The following is an 18335-nucleotide window of genomic DNA, read 5'->3' as shown; positions in this document are numbered from 1 at the left end:
CTTAGAAGTCGTACGACACCGCAAAACGTCCATAGCGCGGCGTGGTCTGGTACAGCGTCGCACCATAGGTGTTGGAGACGGTGAACGGGGAATCCTCGTACGTCGCATCCAGCACGGTCGGCTTGCGCTCATTGAACACGTTGAAGATGTTGAAGCTGAAGGCAAGCTTGTTTCCGGCAAAGTCCGGACGATAAGTCACACCCAGGTCAACGATCTTCTGCCACGGCAGGCGACCGTTGGTGCCCAGGGTCGACGGCTTGCCGTTGCACCAGCGGTAGGATGAGCCGTAACCCGCGGTCGGGTCGTCGTTATCCGGACCGTAGTAGCCCAGGCAGGCCTTCGGTGCGCCGGACATCACGCGCAGTGCGCCCGACACCATCCACTCCGGCGAGACCATGTAGCTGCCGTAGGCCTTCAGCTGGTGCGTGCGGTCGTTCGAAAGCACGCCGTTGCTGTTGACCATCAGCGGAGCCGAATCCCAGTCCTGCGTCTTGGAGACGTCGTCCTGACCCACGGTCGAGAGCACCTGACCTTCCGTGTTGCCGTAGCTGCGCGAGAACGTGTAATCCACACGAGCCTGCCACTTGCCGTCAAACGGATGCTCCAGAAACAGGTCCAGCGCGACGTACTTGCGCTTCGCACCGGAGCTGAAGCCCCAATCCTTGGTGGACATGTTCACCTTCTCGTAGCCCGAACCGTCAACCTTGGCCAGCAGGAAGCTGTTGTTCTCACCCGGGTTGAAGATAAGGCAGCTGTTCGGAAGCATGACCGAATCCGGATCGATGCCCTGCGCGATCGCCTTGTTGATCAGCGGATCGGTATCGCAAACGTCGTCGATAGCGGTTTGCAGCTTGCGGATCGTTCCCTTCGCACCAAACACCCAGTCGGCACCCAGCATCTTGCTGAAGCCGAGAATGGCTTCGTCCTGATACTGCGACTTCAGGTTGCTGGCGGTCACCGTCTTGGCGTCCGGCGCCTGGCCATATTCACCGTTGGTCGACACCGGGCCCGGGCCGATCGGGTTCAGGCCGGTCGGGTTGCCGTTGGCGTCGATGCCGGAGTATGTGAAGTACTCAAAGGTGTAGGTCGAAGCGGAGGCACCACGGATCGCCACGCTGTTCGGCAGGGCGAGGTAGTAACGGCCGAGGTTACCGAACACCTTGAAGGTGGAGTCGCCGAACACGTCCCAGCTGAAGCCCAGGCGCGGCGCCCACTGGTTGTTGTTGTCGACGTATGCCTTGCCAACGCTGTTGTAGTTGGTGAACTGGTCGTTGCGAATACCCAGGCTCAACAGGAACTTGTCGTTGATCTGCCAGCGGTCTTCCAGGTACTGCGCCTTCTGGTCCACCGACATGCTGGTGGTGGTGGTGAAGATGTACTTGCGCACGTAGTACCCGTTACCGCCCGGCGCGCCCACGCCCTGGCCAGGGGACAGCGGGCTGTTCGGTCGCGACGTGTGGCCATAGAGCCACGCATAGGCCGGACCGCTCACCTGCTGGCCTTCGTCGGTCGCGGAATAGTGCATGTTGTCGACACCGGCGGCCAGCGTGTGGTCACCCAGCTTGTACTCGAGATCGAGGCGCAGGCCGTGGGTCTTGTTCTTGGCATTCGGGTTCTTGGCGTACAGGATGGTGTTGCCGTTGTAGATCGGCGTGCCACCGGTAATCGCCGGATCCTGGTTGGTCGGCGCGCTCAGGTACACCAGGTTCGGATCGACGCCCGGAATATTCGAGTAGTCGATCGCACGGTTCTGGCCATAGGTAGCCGAGAACGTCAGGTCGTCAGTGATGTAGCTGGTGTACTTGGCAATGTAGATGTCCGAACCGGTCTTGGTCGACGTATCGTTGCCGATGAACTCGCCATCCTTGCCCGTGTCGTAGTCGTAGGCGTACTTGCCGCCGGCGTACTCCGTCTTGTTGGAGATGCCGGTCAACTCGAAGATGTTGCTGTCGTTGATGTTCCAGTCCAGCTTTGCGTAGTACTTGGGCAGCTTGTACGTGTAATACGTATTGGCAGGCTGGGCGGAGAACGAGGTCGAGGTCGACTTGCCTTCCTGCTTCTCAGCTTCGGCAGCCACGAACAAGAACAGCTTGTCCTTGATCAGCGGACCGCCGACGTAGGCGTCATAGGTGGTATTCCACTTCGCATTGCCCTTGCGCGCACGGTAGGTCGTGCCCGGCAGCGAGTCGTCGGTGTAGGCATAGCCCGCCGGCAGCGCATTGTTCGGGTACAGCGCGTTCTTCGGGTCTTCGGCGAGGAACTTCGGCGACCACATCACCTGGCCACCGAAGTGCCAGTCATTGGAACCGCGCTTGCCGACCTGGCTGATGACGCCGCCGTCGGAGCGACCGTACATCGCGCTGTAACCGCCGGTGTAGATTTCCTGCTGATCGATCGCGCCATACGGCAGGCCAATACCACCCAGGCTGCTCAGTGGATCGGTCGTGTTGTAGCCGTTGATGTAGTACGCGTTCTCGGTTACCGAGGAACCGCCGAACGACACCACGGACGAGCCGGCCTTCTGGCCCTGGAAGTAATCGCTACCCTGCACCACGCCAGGCGCCAGCAGCGCGATCGACTCGGCGGTACGGGCCAGCGGCAAGCGGTCGAGCATGTCGGACGTAATGACCGTGCGCGAATCCACTGACGACACATCGATGGCCGGCAGCGCGTTCGCCGTCACGGTAACCGACGCCAGCGACTGGGCGTTGGCAGCGACGAACGACACTTCAGTACCCGCGTTCACCGTGATCGCCACGTTGTTGCGCGTGTCGACCGTCGCGCCAGCCTTCTGCAGGGTCACCGAATAGGTCCCCAGCGGCAGGTTGCTGATGCGGTAGCGACCCGAAGCATCCACCGCAGCCGAACGGCTGATGCCGGTGGAGCCGGCGACGGTGACTGTCTCGCCGGCTTCGGCCTGGCCGAAAATGGTACCGGTGGTGGACTGGGCGAAGGCAACGCCTGCCAGGCCTATGGTCAACGCAGCAGCGAGCGTCGAGCGACGCAACACCACGGCGCGATTCAACATACGAAAGCTCATCTAATGGATCTCCCCGTAACAGCCCTGAAAATGGGCAAAACGAAACCGTGCCGGTCGTCCGCGGGACGATCGGTCGTGAGTTACCTACTTGGTGCGGTCTGTCAGGCCCCCCCGCAGAACCGCGCCTCCCCCGCCGCGACACCGAAAGTGCTTGCGACGGGCCCTCTATAACTGTCATCAAGCTGTCTAAAACAGCAGATGAAAGAGAAAGTAGAGTGTTTTCTTACGGAATGTCAACTTGATGTAAGCATTCGTGCGATGCAAATCCATCAGTGCGTATTTTTGTGCGCCGTTGTTAACGACGTAACTGATTCACCACGCGAAAAAAATTGTCGCGAGGACGGCGTAACCCAAGGCAACGGTCACGACCAAAGTCGAAGCCACTTCAGATAACGAGGCTCGCAACGGCAGGCAGTGACAGGCCGTTCAGTCCAAAAAAAACGGCCAGGAGAACCGGGCCGTTTCGTACGCACTGGGAGACTGTGTCGCTTACGGGCGACGCGCCAGCTCCGGGTTGTCCCGGGTCTTGGGCATCAGGTCCTGCTTGGACACGCCCAGCCACAGCAAGATGGGACTGGCGACGAAGATCGACGACAGCGTGCCCACCAGGATGCCGATCAGCATGGTGATGGCGAAGCCATGCACCACGGGACCACCGAAGAAGTACAGCGCAGCCATGGTGATGGCGGTGAACAGTGCGGTGATGATGGTTCGCGACAGCGTGTTGTTGATCGAGCGGTTGAGGATCTCTTCCGGCTCGGCCTTGCGGGCCAGGCGGAACAGTTCGCGCACGCGGTCGAACACCACCACCTTGTCGTTGATCGAATAACCGATCACCGCCAGCACCGACGCCAGCACCGTGAGGTCGAACTCACGCTGCACCAGCGCGAAGATGCCCACGGTCACCAGCGCGTCGTGCAGTTCGGTGACGATGGCCGCCACGGCGAAGCGCCACTCGAAGCGGATGCCCAGGTACAGGCCGATGCCGACGATCACCACGATGGCCGCCAGGATACCGTCGCTGCGCAGCTCCTCACCCACGGCGGAGCCAACGTAGTCGCGGCTCTTGAGCTTGGCATCGGGACGCGCTGCCTGCAGCGTCTTGGTGACGTCAGCGGCGATCTTGTCCAGGTTCACCTTGCCACCGTTGGCGACGCCGGAGTTCGGATCGTCCTTGGGCTGCAGGCGGATCGACACCTCCTTGGTGCCGCCCAGGCTCTGCACGATGGCGTGCTCCATGCCGCCCTTCTCCAGGGCATCACGCACTTCGCCGATCTGCACCGGTTGGTTGTAGTCGACCACCAGCGATACGCCGCCGGTGAAGTCGAGACCGTAATTGAGGCCCTTGATGCCAATCAGTGCGATGGCAGCGAGCATCAACATGATCGCGATGCCCACGCTGATCTTCCTCATGCCGAGGAAGTTGATATTTGCGTTGTGGTTGAAGATTTCCATGTGTGCCTGTTCCTCTTCAGACCGACAGCGTCTTGAGCTTGCGATGGCCGTGGATCGCCGCGGTGATCGCGTGCGTCACGGTGACCGAGGTGAACATCGAGGTCAGGATGCCGATCAGCAGCGTGACGCCGAAGCCCTTGATCGGGCCCGAGCCCATCGTGGTCAGCGCCAGCGCGGCGATCAGGTGGGTGACGTTGGCATCGAGAATGGTGGCCCATGCCTTGTCGTAGCCAGCGCGAATGGCCGCCAGCGGCGTGGAGCCGTTGCGCAGTTCCTCACGCACGCGTTCGCAGATGAGCACGTTGGCATCGATGGCCATACCCAGCGTAAGCACGATACCGGCGATGCCAGGCATGGTCAGCGTGACGCCAACCGCCGACATCACCGCCACCAGGATCACCAGGTTGAAGAACAGCGCCACGTCGGCCACCAGGCCGAACAGCTTGTAGTAGAAGGCAGCGGCCAGCAGCACCAGCGCCAGGCCGATCATCACGGCCTTCAGGCCCTTCTGGATGTTGTCCTGGCCGAGGCTGGGACCGATCACGCGCTCTTCGACGATGTCGACCGGCGCAGCCAGCGAACCGCCCTTCAGCAGCAGCGCCAGCTCGGAGGCTTCCTTCGGGCTGCGCAGGCCGGTGGTCTGGAAGTTCTTGCCGAACACGCCATTGATGGTGGCGTAATTGATCACTTCCTCGGTGATTTTCGGCGTGCGCACTTCCTTGCCATCGACCACCTTGGTGTCGACCACGCGTTCCACGTAGACCACGCCCATCGGCTTGCCCACGCTGCCGGTGGTGAAGTCCAGCATCTTCTTGGCGCCGGCCGCATTGAGCGTCACCGACACCGCCGGCGAACCGCTCTGCTGGTCGAAGGTAGAGGAAGCGTCCACCAGCTGGTCGCCGGTGACGATGATGTTCTTGCTCAGCAGGTACGGCTGGCCTTCACGGCCCTTGTACAGGCGCGCATCAGGCGGAACGATGCCGCTGCGCTGGGCGTCGATCGCCTGCTGCGACGTGCCATAGCCCGCGCGGTATTCCAGCGTGGCAGTGGCGCCGATCAGCTTCTTGGCCTCGGCGGTGTCTTGCACACCGGCCAGCTCGACGACGATGCGGCTTTCGCCCTGCTGCTGGATGATCGGCTCGGACACGCCCAGCGCATTGATACGGTTGCGCAGCGTGCCGAGGTTCTGCCGGATGGTGTTGAGCGACAGTTCGCGCAGCTTGTCCGGGCGCACCGAGGCGGTGAGCGGGAAACGGTCGCCAGTCGGCGCGCCATCCTGCACGGTCAGGTCGGGGTATTCGACCGAGATCGCGTTGCCTGCTGCGGTGCGGTCCGCGACAGACTTCAGCACCACGGACACGCCCTGCCCGCGCGGCGAATTGCGGGTCACCGACTCGTAGCGGACGTTCTTCTCGCGCAGCAGGCTGCGGATGTCATCGGCATAACGCGTTTCCTGCTTGTCGATCACATCGTCCTGATCGACCTGCATCAGGAAATGCACGCCGCCCTGCAGGTCCAGACCCAGCGGCATCGACTTGGCGCCGATGGCGTTGAGCCAGCCCGGCACGGTGGACTTCAGGTTGAACGCCACTGTGTAGTCGTCGCCCACCGCGGCCTTGATGGCGTCGGAGGCGCTCTTCTGCACGTCGGCATTGGCGAAGCTGGCCAGCAGATGGTCGCCCTTGATCTCGATGCTCGTGCTGGTGACGTTTGCCTTCTGCAAGGCATCGGTCACCTTCTGCTCGAACGCCTGGTCGACCGTGCCGTTGCGATTGGCCGTGATCTGCACGGCAGGCACCGGCAGGAACACATTGGGCAGCGCATAGACAATGCCGAACACCAGTACGATGGCGACCAGCGCGTATTTCCAGCGTGGAAAATCACTCATGCGTTGAATCCGTCAAAAGCCGCGGCAGGAGGCAGCCGCGGCGAGCAATGCGTCGTATAAGCCGGAGCCCCTCCGCTCCGGCTAGTCGTCAAGACGACTTGAGCGTGCCCTTGGGCAGCACTTGCTGCACGGCGCCCTTCTGCAGCTTGATCTTCACGTTCGGCGCGATCTCGACCGTGATGAAGCTCTCACCTACTTCTTCCACACGGCCGGCGATGCCGCCGTTGGTGACCACTTCATCACCCTTGGACAGCGCGGCCACCAGGTTGCGGTGCTCCTTTTGACGCTTCATCTGCGGGCGGATCATCAGGAAATAGAAGACCACGAACAGCAGAATCAGCGGAAGGAACGTCATGATCGGGTTCGGGGCGCTGGCTGCCGGAGCGGCCTGGGCGATCACGAAGGTCGGAAGAGTCATCAGCTTGTCTCGTAAGTAGCGATGCCAGCAGGAATTTCCGCCAACACCTGATAAAAGAATCGTGGATTATGCCACGCCCCCCTGGGCCCTGCATGCGCCACAAGGCCGCCCCGCGAAGAGTTCTGGCGGCGGGGAATGCGGTTTGCAAGTCCTCGACCGTAGAGGGCTGGGATGGGTTCCAACGAAAGCTCTTGCCCGTCATCCCTGCGAAAGCAGGGATCCAGCGACTTGGGTGGGCGCGTCAAAAGGCACTGGATCCCTGCTTTCGCAGGGATGACGACCCAAGAGTCTGGCCAGCGGACTTCAGGCCGCCACGCCACCCTGCCGGCGGGCATAGAACTCGGCCACGAAGTCGTCCAGCTTCCCGGCGGCGATGGCCTCACGCAGCCCGGCCATCAGCCGCTGGTAATGCCGCAGGTTGTGCATGGTGGCGAGCTGGCTGCCCAGGATCTCGTTGCAGCGGTCCAGGTGACGCAGGTACGCGCGACTGAAACCATTGCTGCAGGCATAACAGTCACAACCCTCCTCGATCACGCGTGTGTCCAATGCGAACTTGGCGTTGCGGATACGCACCGTGCCTTCGGCGGTGAACAAAAAGCCATTGCGCGCGTTACGGGTAGGCATGACGCAGTCGAACATGTCGATGCCACGACGCACTGCTTCCACAATGTCCTCGGGGCGGCCCACGCCCATCAGATAACGCGGCTTGTCCGCGGGAAGCAGCGGCACAGTGAAATCCAGCGCGTGGTTGCGCTCGGCTTCCGGTTCACCCACGGCGAGGCCGCCCACGGCATAGCCGTCGAAACCGATGTTCACCAGTCCCTCCGCCGAACGACGACGCAGGTTCTCGTACACGCTGCCCTGCACGATGCCAAACAGCGCATTGGGATTCTTCAGGTCGTCAAAGGCGCGACGCGAACGCTCGGCCCAGCGCAAGCTCAACTCCATCGAGGTGGACGCCACCTTCTCCGTTGCCGGATAGGGCGTGCACTCATCGAAGATCATCGCGACATCCGAATCGAGCACCTTCTGGATGCGCATCGACTCTTCCGGCGACAGGAACACTTTCGAACCGTCCACCGGCGAGGCAAACGCCACGCCCTCTTCGGTGATCTTGCGCTTGTGAGCCAGCGAGAACACCTGGAAGCCGCCCGAGTCGGTGAGGATCGGCTTGTCCCAGCCGATGAACTTGTGTAGCCCGCCGAACTGCTCCACGACCTCCAGGCCAGGCCGCAGGAACAGATGGAAGGTGTTGCCCAGGATGATCTCGGCGCCGATCTCGCGAATGTCCCGCGGCGTCATCGCCTTCACCGAGCCATAGGTGCCGACCGGCATGAAAGCCGGCGTTTCCACCGTACCGCGGTCAAACGTGAGACGGCCACGGCGGGCCGCGCCGTCGGTGGCCTGGAGTTCGAAAGTCAGGGAGGTCATCGCCAAATTATCGCGTGTTCTGGAGTTTCGTGCTTTGTGGGGCTTGCGGAGGTTCGCCGTACGACACCCGTTGACGCCTCAGTCCCGCTCGTCCTCCCAGCGGCTCTCCACAGCCGAAGGGCTGGTCAAGCGGGGATCCACGACTGTTCGCCCGGTTGTCGCGTGTTGGTCATCGGCCTCGCCTGCAGCGGGCTCGGTCGCGCTAACGCACATTACCGAGAGAAAGGCACTGGCTCCTCGCTTGACCAGCCCTTCGGCTGTGGAGAGCCGCTGGCACGACGAGCTAAAAAGCGCCCGCCGCCCGAACGAGAGACTAAATCGACCCACCTCTCGGCAGGATCAACATGGCATCGCCATAGGAGAAGAACCGATACTTCTGAACCACCGCGTGCCGGTACGACTCAAGCATGAATTCCCGCCCCGCCAACGCCGACACCAGCATCAGCAGCGTCGATTGCGGCAGATGGAAGTTGGTCAGCAGGCCGTCGATGCTGGTGAACTTGTAACCCGGGAAGATGAAGATCTGCGTCTCGCCCGCGAAGGGCTGCAGCTCGCCGTCCCGACTGGCGCTTTCCAGCGCACGCACCACCGTTGTACCCACGGCAAACACCCGACCGCCTGCCGCGCGAGTGCGCCGGATCTGCTCCACCAGGCTCGCTCCCACATTGAGCCACTCGCGATGCATCTGATGATCCTTGATGTCATCGGCGCGTACCGGCTGGAAAGTGCCCGCTCCCACATGCAACGTTACATAGCCGAACTGGATGCCGCGCTCGCGCAGCAGCGCCAGCGTGGCTTCGTCGAAATGCAGTCCTGCCGTGGGTGCTGCCACCGCGCCGGGCTCGCGTGCGAACACTGTCTGGTAGCGTTCCATGTCGCTCGCGTCGGCGTGGCGCGCGATGTAGGGCGGCAGCGGCATTTCGCCCAGCCGCAGCAGTAGCCGTTCCAACGGATCGGTCGATTCGAAACGCAACCGGAAGAACTGGCCCTCGCGCCCCAGCACGATGGCGTAACTGCCATCGGCCAGCTCGATCCGCCCGCCTTCCTTCGGCTTCTTGCTCACGCCCAGCTGCACGATCGCTTCGTGCGTACCCGTCACGCGCTCAATCAGGATCTCCACCGCGCCACCGGTGTCCTTGCGGCCGTGCAATCGAGCCGGCAAGACGCGCGTGTCGTTGAACACCAGCAAGTCGCCTTCGCGCAGGAACTCGGGCAGGTCGCGGAACATCCGGTCCTGGCGCGTCTGCGCCACCGCGTCGAGCACCAGCAGGCGACTGGCCGAACGTGTGGAAAGCGGTGCCTGGGCAATCAACTCGGGCGGGAGTTCGAAATCGAAATCTGTCTTCTTCACGGCAGGGCTTGAGCGTCGAATAGGTCATTATCGCCCAAAAACCCGGATTGGACGGCTGAACGCCCGTGAGCCGGCGCTTTTGCGACGCGCCTCTCTTGGAAGCTGCTGCCTCTGTTCGTCAGAGCCAGCCCTTTTGTCGCGCCAGCCGATATGCCTCGATGCGATTGGTGGCGCCCAGCTTGCCGATGGCTTCGGAAAGATAGTTGCGCACTGTGCCATGCGAAAGATTGAGCTGGCTGGCGATGTCGTTGGCAGACTGCCCCTCGCCGGCCAGACGCAGCACCTGACGCTCGCGATCATTGAGCGGATCGGCCTCCGACCAGGCTTCCAGAGCCAGCTGCGGATCGATCGCCCGACCACCGCGATGCACCATGCGCAGCGCCTCGGCGAGATTCTCGGCCGGCGCGTCCTTCAGCAGATAACCCGACACACCGGCATCCAGCGCGCGACGCAGGAACCCGGAGCGCGCGAACGTGGTGACGATAATCACCTTCATCGGCAGCCCGTGGCGCTGGATACGTTGCGCGAGTTCCAGGCCGGTGAGGCCCGGCATCTCGATATCGGTCACTAACACATCCGGCTTCAAACGCTGCAGTTCGCGCCAGGCCTGCTCACCATCGGCAGCCGAGCCAAGTACTTCGATGTCCGATTCCAGATTGAGCAAGGCGGATAACGCGCCACGCACCATGGCCTGGTCCTCGGCCAGCATCACGCGAATCATGCAGCGCTCCTTTCAGGGATGTCGTTCGATACGAAAAGCAGAAATGTGGGTGAAGGCAGCTGCCCGAGCAGCGAATCCGGTCGCATGCGTGGCCAATGCGTCATGTAACGTGCCGCTCCTGCGCCGTCAGATCAGCGGTTGCCGGACGACTGGGCGCGGGCACATCAAAGATCCTCGATCGAAGCCGCAACGGAACACTGATCAGCAGCAGCGTTCCCTGGCCTGCCGGCGACTCCACGGTCAACGAACCACCCAGGGCATGCACGCGTTCGCGCATGCCGCAAAGCCCATTGCCATGCTCGCCGATGCCACCGCGACCGTTGTCTTCGACCCGCAGCTGCAACGCTTCGCCGACGACATTCACCGCCACGCAAGCCCTGTCGGCACGTGCATGACGTGCAATATTGGTAACCGCTTCGCGCAAGACCAGCGCAAGGCCACGCTCCAGCTGCACCGGCAGCGACGGTGGCAGAGCACCGTAGTCGAGCACCACATCGGAAGACTCAAGCAGCAATTTGGCAGCAGCAAGTTCGGCAGCGAGGTCGGTGGCGCGGATACCGGTGACGGCGGCGCGTACCTCCGCCAATGCGTGCCGTGCCACGCGTTCGGCTTCCTCCAGCTCACGTCGCGCGGCGTCCGCATCCCGATCGAAGAGCTTGCGCGATAGCTCGAGCTTCAGGGTGATCAACGACAACGTATGGCCAAGCAGATCGTGCAGATCGCGACCAATGCGCTCACGCTCGGCCGTGGCGGCCAGGCGACGCACCTCGTCGTGCGAAAGTCGCAGCTCGACCTCCTTCTCCTCGCTCATCCGCTCTGCATTGACAGCGATGCCGACAATGAAGCTGCTCAGCGGCATCCAGAGAATGGCCTGCCACGGATAGTGCAGTAGCCACGCCTCTGTCAGGCAAATGGCATTGAGCCCGGCAAGCGCGGCCATGTACGCACGCAGGCTCATGCGGCGACCGCACAACATGACGCAGCCATACATGAAATACGTCAGCCCACTGGGATACCACGGCATCAGCACCAGGCCCATCGCCACCAGCATCAGCGCATACCGGTAAGTCACGCGTCGCGATGCCAAGCAACAGAAGGCGTACAGCAGCAGAAACACCGGATAGCTGATGAGGGTCAGCAGTGCCCAACGCAAAGTGAACTGATCGAACACCGGGGTGATGAACACCCATACGGACCACAGCAAGTGAACCGTATCGACCCAGGGCGACTTACCCTTGCGCATGCTATGCGCCACCATCGAATCCGGTGCGGGGGTGAACCATGCACTAATCAGTTTGCGCACCACACCCACCTCCCATGGGAGTTGCCTCCGAATCGCATCGTACTTCAACCGATGCGACGCAGGCGTCGTGCCGCCAGCATCGAAAACACTGCCCCGAAACAGGCCAGTACCAGCACGGGAACCCATACTGATTCCTGCCCGAGCCCCAGGGCTCGCAGGGCAATGAGATGCAGGTGGGCGCTGGGCCACACCGGCGCGATGCGTGCAAGCGCGGGTGGCAGCATCGACAGTGGCATCCACAGGCCCGACAGGAACGACATTGGTAGATAGATCAAGTTGAGCACTCCGGGCGCTCCCTGCCCTTTCACCAGCGTGCCGACAAACATACCCAGCGCGCAGAACGGCAACACGCCGAGCATGCCGGTGAGCAACAGCAAGGCCGCCTGCGACAGCGTGATCGATACGTGCGCCAATCCCACGGCCAACACGAGCAGCAGCACAATCACCATGCCGGCCGCCAGCATCGCCATCAGCATCTTGCCAAGCAAATAAGCGCCGGGCGGCATGGGCAACGCACGTTTGAGAGTGAGCAGACCATTGTCGCGCTCTATCGCCAGCGAGACGCCAAAACCGAACAAGCCAGGACTCATCACACCGAACACACCATAACTGGCAAGCAGATAACGCGCGGCATTGGCGTCGGCACCGTGGTTCATCACAACGCCGAACAGCAAATAGAACATGGTCGGGAACAAGGTGACCGGCAACATGAACCCCGGCGCCCGCAGATAGCGCAGGCATTCGCTACGCATCTCGGTCAGGTAGGCGCCCAGAACACGACGCCAGGGCATGTTGCTGGGGTCGCGACGCACTGTGGAAATGACTTCGACGGCTTGCATCACGCGGCCTCCTGTTCGATGGGCAATTCGCGGGTCAGTTCAGTGAATGCCTCAGCCAACCCTGCGCGCAGCACTTCCAGTTCACTCAGTGCCGGATCGGTATCCAACAGCCGACGCACCACCTGCTCGGCGGCGTCTGTACGGATCTCCAGACGTCCGCCTTCCTGCGCCACCGACGCTACGCGCGACCACGCTGCTACCGTCGGGGCATCCAGATCGGTGATGCAACGGATGCGTGTCTGCGCTACCCGCGAACGCAATGCATGCACACTGCCGTCGCTGAGCACGCGGCCCTTGGCCAGCACCACGACGCGCTGGGCAAGTGCCTCGGCCTCTTCCAGATAGTGTGTCGTGAGCACCACGGCGCAACCTTCTGCAACCATCTGCCGGATGGCTGCCCAGAGCTTCTGTCGCGCGTCGATGTCCATGCCCACGGTGGGCTCGTCGAGAAAAAGCAGCTCGGGTCGACCGCACAGCGCCATGGCGAATTGCACTCGACGCTGCTGTCCTCCTGACAGCCCCGCGTAGCGTCGTGACAGCAGATCGGCAACGCCCGCCAGCTCCACCGTTTCGTCCAAAGTGCGTGGCGACGGGTAGTAGCTCATCGTCAGGCGCAGCAGTTCCGCCACGCTGAGCGTGCCCGGCAACATGGCCGACTGCAGCATCACGCCGACACGCCGGCGCGCCTCGATGTCCTGCGGGTCGCGGCCGAACAATTCCACGCGACCAGCATCGGCACGCATCAGCCCGAGAAGCAGCCCGATAGCGGTGCTTTTGCCTGCTCCATTGGGGCCCAGCAGGGCGAGTAGTTCGCCGCGGTGCAGCATGAGGTCCAGACCATCGAGCGCCGTTAAATCACCGTAACGTTTCACTGCGCCAGCGAGGCTGGCGACTGCTGCGACAGGGTGTGTCATGGCTCCTCCTTGTTGACCGCCATGCTAGGCATGGCAAGGGTTTGCCAGCAGTCGCCAGCGTCAGCCGACGCAGGTGACAAGCGTCACCCGGGGTACCGGCGGCGACATCGCCGCGTTATGCTCAGGTGGTCGTTGCATTGCCACATCCGTGATGGATCGCAATGCGACATGGCCTCCACAGGCCGGGAAACGCTGAATGGTCACGCGTTTCCACTACGAATTCGTTGACACATCGACGTGCATGCCATCGGGACGGTAGGCAGGTCGACATTGAAGGAGAAACCCATGGGCGTGATTGATCAGCTGCGCGAACTGCGCGAATTCGGCGGAGCATCGCTGACCACTGGCCTGGACGACGCCACCATCGAACGCTTTGCTGCCAGTCATCCGGAACTGGCGCAGGCGATCGAGGAAGCTATCGCGCGCCACCGCGAGCTGCGCGCCGAATTGGGTGACTTCCTCAAGCTGGACGAGTCCGAGCAGTTGGCGAAGGTGCAGGCCGAATACGTCAACTTCTATCCGGACGATGCTATCAACCGTTATCTGCCGGCAGCTGCACGCGGCCCGTGGATCGTCACACTGAAGGGTGCGGTGACCCACGACAACGGCGGCTACGGCATGCTCGGCTTTGGCCACAACCATCCCGCTATCGACGCGGCGCTGGCGCGTCCGCAGGTGATGGCGAACGTGATGACGCCGAGCATCTCGCAGATGCGTTTCACTCAGGCGTTGGATCGCGAGCTGGGCCGCCATCGTGGCAGCAATCCGTACACGCGCTATCTGTGCCTCAATTCGGGTTCCGAAGCGGTGGGCCTGGCCTGTCGCATTGCCGACGTCAATGCCAAGCTGATGACGGACGCCGGCGCGCGTTATGCCGGCCGCACCATCAAGCGCCTCGTGGTGAAGGGCGCCTTCCATGGCCGCACCGACAAACCGGCGCTGTATTCGGATTCCACCCGCAAGACCTACCTGCAGCATCTGGCCAGCTATCGCAATGAAGACACGCTGCTGACTGTGCAGCCGTATGACGTCGCGCAGCTTGAAGCAGTATTCGCCGATGCCGACAAGCACGGCTGGTTTATCGAAGCGATGTTCCTTGAGCCGGTGATGGGCGAAGGCGATCCGGGCCGTGCGGTAACGCCGGAGTTCTATCAGAAGGCACGCGCGCTCACCGAAGCACACGGCACGCTGCTGCTGGTTGACTCGATCCAGGCTGGCCTGCGCGCACACGGCGTACTATCCGTGACCGACTACCCCGGCTTCGAGAAGCTGGCGTCGCCCGATATGGAAACCTTCTCCAAGGCGCTCAATGCCGGCCAGTACCCGCTCTCTGTGCTCGCCGTAAACGGACGCACCGCAGGCCTGTACCGCAAGGGCATCTACGGCAACACCATGACGGCCAATCCGCGCGCGCTCGACGTGGCACTGGCCACGCTCGGTGAGCTGACGGACGACGTGCGCGACAACATCCGCGAGCGCGGCAAGGAATTCGTCGAGAAGCTCAACGTGCTGAAGAACGAGCTGGGCGGCCTGATTACCAAGGTACAAGGCACCGGTCTGCTGTTTTCGTGCGAGCTGTCGCCGGAGTTCAAGTGTTACGGCGCGGACTCCATCGAGGAGTACATGCGCGAGCGCGGCGTGGGCGTGATTCACGGCGGTACCAACTCGTTGCGCTTCACACCGCACTTCCTGGTCACCAGCGCCGAAGTGGACATGGTGGTGTCGCACGTACGACAGGCGCTGCTGCAAGGCCCCCGCAAGCTCAAGGCCGAGGCAGCCTGAACCTTCCTGCGGCGTTGCTGAACGCAGCGCGCCGCAGGTCAGTATTCCCCTCCCATCCGATATGTCGGCGGGCATAGACTTGCGCCGCCGGCACTCGCCGGTCATCAAGGAGGGTACCCGCATGTCTTCGCGTTTGAGCCTGATGGTTGCCAGCGTCGCGCTGGCCCTCGCCGCCTCCACCGCCTTTGCCGCGCCACAGGCCGCCAGCAGCAGCGCGCCCGCCAAGAACTCGCAACAGCAGCGCATGACCGACTGCAACAAGCAGGCCACGGGCAAGACTGGCGATGATCGCAAGGCGTTCATGAGCAGCTGTCTGAAGGGTGAGACCGCGGCCCCGGCCAAGCAGACCCAGCAGGAAAAGATGAAGGCCTGCAACGCCGACCCGCAAGCCAAGACCCTCAAGGGCGACGCCCGCAAGCAGTTCATGAGCACCTGCCTGAAGGGCGACGCCGCCCCGGCCGCGCACTAAACCCAGTGCCAGCCGCAGGGGTGCCGGCGACCACCGGCACCCTTTTTTTGTGCCTGGCGCACGGCCTGGGCCACAATCGCAGCAGCCACCATCGTCGGGTTCCCGCATGAAGATCGTCGAAGTCCGTCACCCGCTCATCCAGCACAAGCTCGGCCTGATGCGTCGCGCCGGCATCAGCACCAAGGAGTTCCGCGAGCTGGCTTCCGAGGTTGCGTCGCTGCTTACTTATGAAGCGACCAAGGATCTGGAAACCGTTGAGAAGTCCATCGAGGGCTGGGCCGGTCCGCTTACCGTGCATCAGATCAAGGGCAAGAAGATCACCATCGTGCCGATCCTGCGCGCGGGCCTTGGCATGCTTCCCGGCGTGCTCGACATGATTCCCGCGGCGAAAGTCAGCGTGGTGGGACTGCAGCGCGACGAGGAAACGCTCAAGCCGATCACGTACTACGAGAAACTCACCGGTCGCATGGACGAACGCATCGCGCTGATCGTCGACCCGATGCTCGCCACCGCAGGCACGCTGGTCGCCACCGTAGACATGCTGAAGGCTGCCGGCTGCAAACGCATCAAGGGTCTGTTCCTAGTCGCCGCGCCGGAAGGACTCAAGCGCATCCAGGCGACTCATCCCGATGTGGAGATCTACACAGCCGCCATCGACGAGCGACTCAACGAACACGGCTACATCCTGCCCGGCCTGGGCGATGCGGGTGACAAGATCTTCGGCACGAAGCAGTTGCCTGCGAGCTAAGGCCCGTTCGAATGCACCGTCATTCCAGCGAAAGCTGGAATGACGAACGAAGGCTTGTTCGGATCATCTCTGGTCGTTGTCATACAGAAGGCTCCACCGCCGACAGTGGGGCCTTGTGCTTTCTGTGCAATGTGAAATGTGAAATGCGGCGCGAGAGTCATTCGATCGACATATTGTTGTGTCACTTTTGCCGCACTTTATCGCCCTCTCAAAATAACTATAACAAATTGATATTTAAGACATTTTTTTTGGCTTTCTAGCTAAAGTTGTAGCGCGGTGAGCCGACACCCCTAGCAGTTCCCTCACCCAGACGTGCCATGTTGAAACTACCGAAGTGGATTCCCGGACTGACGCTGCGCCGGCGACTGCTGCTGCGCCTGCTGTCTATTCTTGGATTGCTTGCCGTGATGAGCGCCGCCGGCGTTCTGCAATTGCATCGGGCCGACTCGCGCATCCAGGGTCTCGTGCAAGGCTCGCTCAGCCCCGCTGCCGATGTCGGCCGAGTACAGAATGACTACAACAGCAGCCTGCAGGCACTGGTGCATGCTGTGCTTTCGCAGCTGCCTTCCGCCGTCGAGGATGCACACATGCGCATCCATGCCGATCGAGTGGATGCCGAACGCCATTGGAAAGCTCTGCTCAGCAGCGAACTGGCGCAAGAGGAAACGCAGACCCTGAAGCTCACCGGCGTGCATCGCGCCGAAGCCGACCGCGCTATCGACGAGACACTGTCCTTGCTCGACGCCGGCCAGTTCGACCTGGGCGCACTCAAGTTCAGTACCGAAGTGCAGCCCGCTTTCGAACCTCTGCAAAGCGACTTTGCCAACCTGTTTCAAGCGGCATTGGCCAAGGGCAACCAGCAGGTGCAAACGCAGCGCCAGGCCGATCGCCAGGGCATGATGGTGCTGGGCGTGCTGCTGGTCGTGGCTCTGCTCATCACCATACTGCTCGACGGCGCGCTGATGCGCTCGTTGATGCAACGCCTGAACCTGGCAACGCAGGTAGCGCAACGCATCGCCGCCGGTTTGCTGGGCGAGCGTATCGATGCGGGTACAGACGACGAACTCGGCAAGCTGTTGCGCGCCCTCGCCACGATGGACCAACAGCTCACGCGCGTGTTGGTCCAGGTGCGCGCCAGCGCATTGTCGGTGGACGACCGCGCACGCCATCTTTCGCACGACAATCAGGCGTTGAGCCAGCGCACACAGATGCAGGCGGCTGGACTCGAGCAGACCACGGCGTCGATGGAGCACGTAGCCTCGACCGCCGTGGAAGGTGCCGGCCATGCCGACGGCGCAGCCGGTGCGGCGCGCGAAGCACTGACGCATGTCGAGCAAGGCCACCATGTGGCGAGCGAGGCGCTCGATTCCATGCACGCCATTCAGCAAGCCAGCCGCGGCATCGCGGAGATCGTGGATCTGGTCGACAGTATCGCTTTCCAGACCAACCTGCTTTCGCTCAACGCCGCCATTGAAGCGGCGCAGGCGGGAGAACGCGGCCGCGGTTTCGCGGTGGTGGCTGGCGAAGTCCGCCAGTTGGCGCACCGTTGCGTGGAAGCAGGCAAGGATATCCGCCGTCTCGTCAACAGCAGTACCGAAGCCGTGGACGCTGCCCGCGAACGCGTGGCGCGCTCGGGCGCTGCGCTCGATGGCGTCATGCAGAGCATGACGCGCGTATCGGCGCTGGTCTCGCAGATCTCCGATGCGGGGCAAGCTCAGGTCAGCGGCATTACCCAAATCAACCGGACCATGATGGAAATGGATCGGATCACTCACGCCAATGCCGGCCTGGTGGAAGACATCAACGTCACGGGCCGCGCACTGACTCTCGACGCCGAGGCGCTGATGCGCCAGGTCGCCTTCTTCCGTCTTCCTTCACAGCAGGAAGACCTTCCAAGACCGATGCAGGAAGCACGGCCTCCCTCCGCACTGACGCGCCCAACTCGGGCCGCCAGAGCGGCCTGAACCCACGCCAGG

General features: G+C 62.4%; 14 protein-coding genes. 4 read left to right on the top strand and 10 right to left on the bottom strand.

Going from position 1 to position 18335, the window contains the following annotated elements; genetic code table 11:
• Nucleotide 1: 1 nt before the first annotated feature.
• The 10 genes from AC3CBN_RS10055 to AC3CBN_RS10010 form a co-directional block, all read right to left on the bottom strand.
• Complete coding sequence (locus AC3CBN_RS10055) at nucleotides 2-3028, bottom strand: TonB-dependent receptor domain-containing protein (RefSeq protein WP_488636705.1); 3027 nt, start codon at nucleotides 3026-3028, stop codon at nucleotides 2-4.
• A 501-nt stretch (nucleotides 3029-3529) separates the two neighbouring features.
• Entirely contained in the window at nucleotides 3530-4495 is a 966-nt protein-coding gene (gene secF / locus AC3CBN_RS10050; protein ID WP_488632893.1) for a protein translocase subunit SecF, read from the bottom strand.
• 16 nt (nucleotides 4496-4511) lie between these two features.
• Entirely contained in the window at nucleotides 4512-6383 is a 1872-nt protein-coding gene (gene secD / locus AC3CBN_RS10045; RefSeq protein WP_488632892.1) for a protein translocase subunit SecD, read from the bottom strand.
• Between the two features lie 88 nt (nucleotides 6384-6471).
• On the bottom strand, nucleotides 6472-6801 hold the full coding sequence (yajC, locus tag AC3CBN_RS10040; RefSeq protein ID WP_488632891.1) for a preprotein translocase subunit YajC: 330 nt from the start codon (nucleotides 6799-6801) through the stop codon (nucleotides 6472-6474).
• A 303-nt stretch (nucleotides 6802-7104) separates the two neighbouring features.
• A complete protein-coding gene (gene tgt, locus AC3CBN_RS10035) occupies nucleotides 7105-8232 on the bottom strand; it encodes a tRNA guanosine(34) transglycosylase Tgt (RefSeq protein WP_488632890.1) in 1128 nt (375 codons plus the stop codon).
• Nucleotides 8233-8545: 313 nt separating this feature from the next.
• Complete coding sequence (gene queA / locus AC3CBN_RS10030; RefSeq protein WP_488632889.1) at nucleotides 8546-9583, bottom strand: tRNA preQ1(34) S-adenosylmethionine ribosyltransferase-isomerase QueA; 1038 nt, start codon at nucleotides 9581-9583, stop codon at nucleotides 8546-8548.
• A gap of 118 nt (nucleotides 9584-9701) precedes the next feature.
• Nucleotides 9702-10304 (bottom strand): response regulator transcription factor, encoded by a 603-nt coding sequence (locus tag AC3CBN_RS10025; protein ID WP_488632888.1) that lies wholly within the window; start codon nucleotides 10302-10304, stop codon nucleotides 9702-9704.
• Nucleotides 10305-10404: 100 nt separating this feature from the next.
• Nucleotides 10405-11562 (bottom strand): sensor histidine kinase, encoded by a 1158-nt coding sequence (locus AC3CBN_RS10020; RefSeq protein ID WP_488636704.1) that lies wholly within the window; start codon nucleotides 11560-11562, stop codon nucleotides 10405-10407.
• Between the two features lie 89 nt (nucleotides 11563-11651).
• Nucleotides 11652-12446: an ABC transporter permease gene (locus AC3CBN_RS10015; RefSeq protein WP_488632887.1), complete on the bottom strand. Its 795-nt coding sequence runs from the start codon at nucleotides 12444-12446 to the stop codon at nucleotides 11652-11654.
• A complete protein-coding gene (locus AC3CBN_RS10010; protein WP_488632886.1) occupies nucleotides 12446-13360 on the bottom strand; it encodes an ABC transporter ATP-binding protein in 915 nt (304 codons plus the stop codon). Before AC3CBN_RS10010 ends, AC3CBN_RS10015 begins: the two co-directional genes overlap by 1 nt.
• Nucleotides 13361-13645: 285 nt before the next feature.
• Between AC3CBN_RS10010 and AC3CBN_RS10005 the strand changes: the two genes are divergently transcribed.
• From AC3CBN_RS10005 to AC3CBN_RS09990, 4 genes are all read left to right on the top strand, one after another.
• The gene (locus tag AC3CBN_RS10005) at nucleotides 13646-15142 is read left to right on the top strand and encodes an aminotransferase class III-fold pyridoxal phosphate-dependent enzyme (protein ID WP_488632885.1); all 1497 of its coding nucleotides are present in this window, start codon (nucleotides 13646-13648) and stop codon (nucleotides 15140-15142) included.
• A 121-nt stretch (nucleotides 15143-15263) separates the two neighbouring features.
• Complete coding sequence (locus AC3CBN_RS10000; RefSeq protein WP_488632884.1) at nucleotides 15264-15611, top strand: PsiF family protein; 348 nt, start codon at nucleotides 15264-15266, stop codon at nucleotides 15609-15611.
• Between the two features lie 106 nt (nucleotides 15612-15717).
• Complete coding sequence (upp, locus tag AC3CBN_RS09995) at nucleotides 15718-16359, top strand: uracil phosphoribosyltransferase (RefSeq protein ID WP_488632883.1); 642 nt, start codon at nucleotides 15718-15720, stop codon at nucleotides 16357-16359.
• A gap of 317 nt (nucleotides 16360-16676) precedes the next feature.
• Nucleotides 16677-18323 carry a methyl-accepting chemotaxis protein gene (locus tag AC3CBN_RS09990; protein ID WP_488632882.1) on the top strand — a complete coding sequence of 549 codons (1647 nt, stop codon included), beginning with the start codon at nucleotides 16677-16679 and terminating at the stop codon, nucleotides 18321-18323.
• The last annotated feature ends 12 nt before the right edge of the window (nucleotides 18324-18335 follow it).

It is taken from the genome of Dyella sp. OK584 (assembly GCF_057787755.1).
Note: the sequence above shows the minus strand (reverse complement) of the source record. Positions and strands in the feature narration are given on the sequence as shown.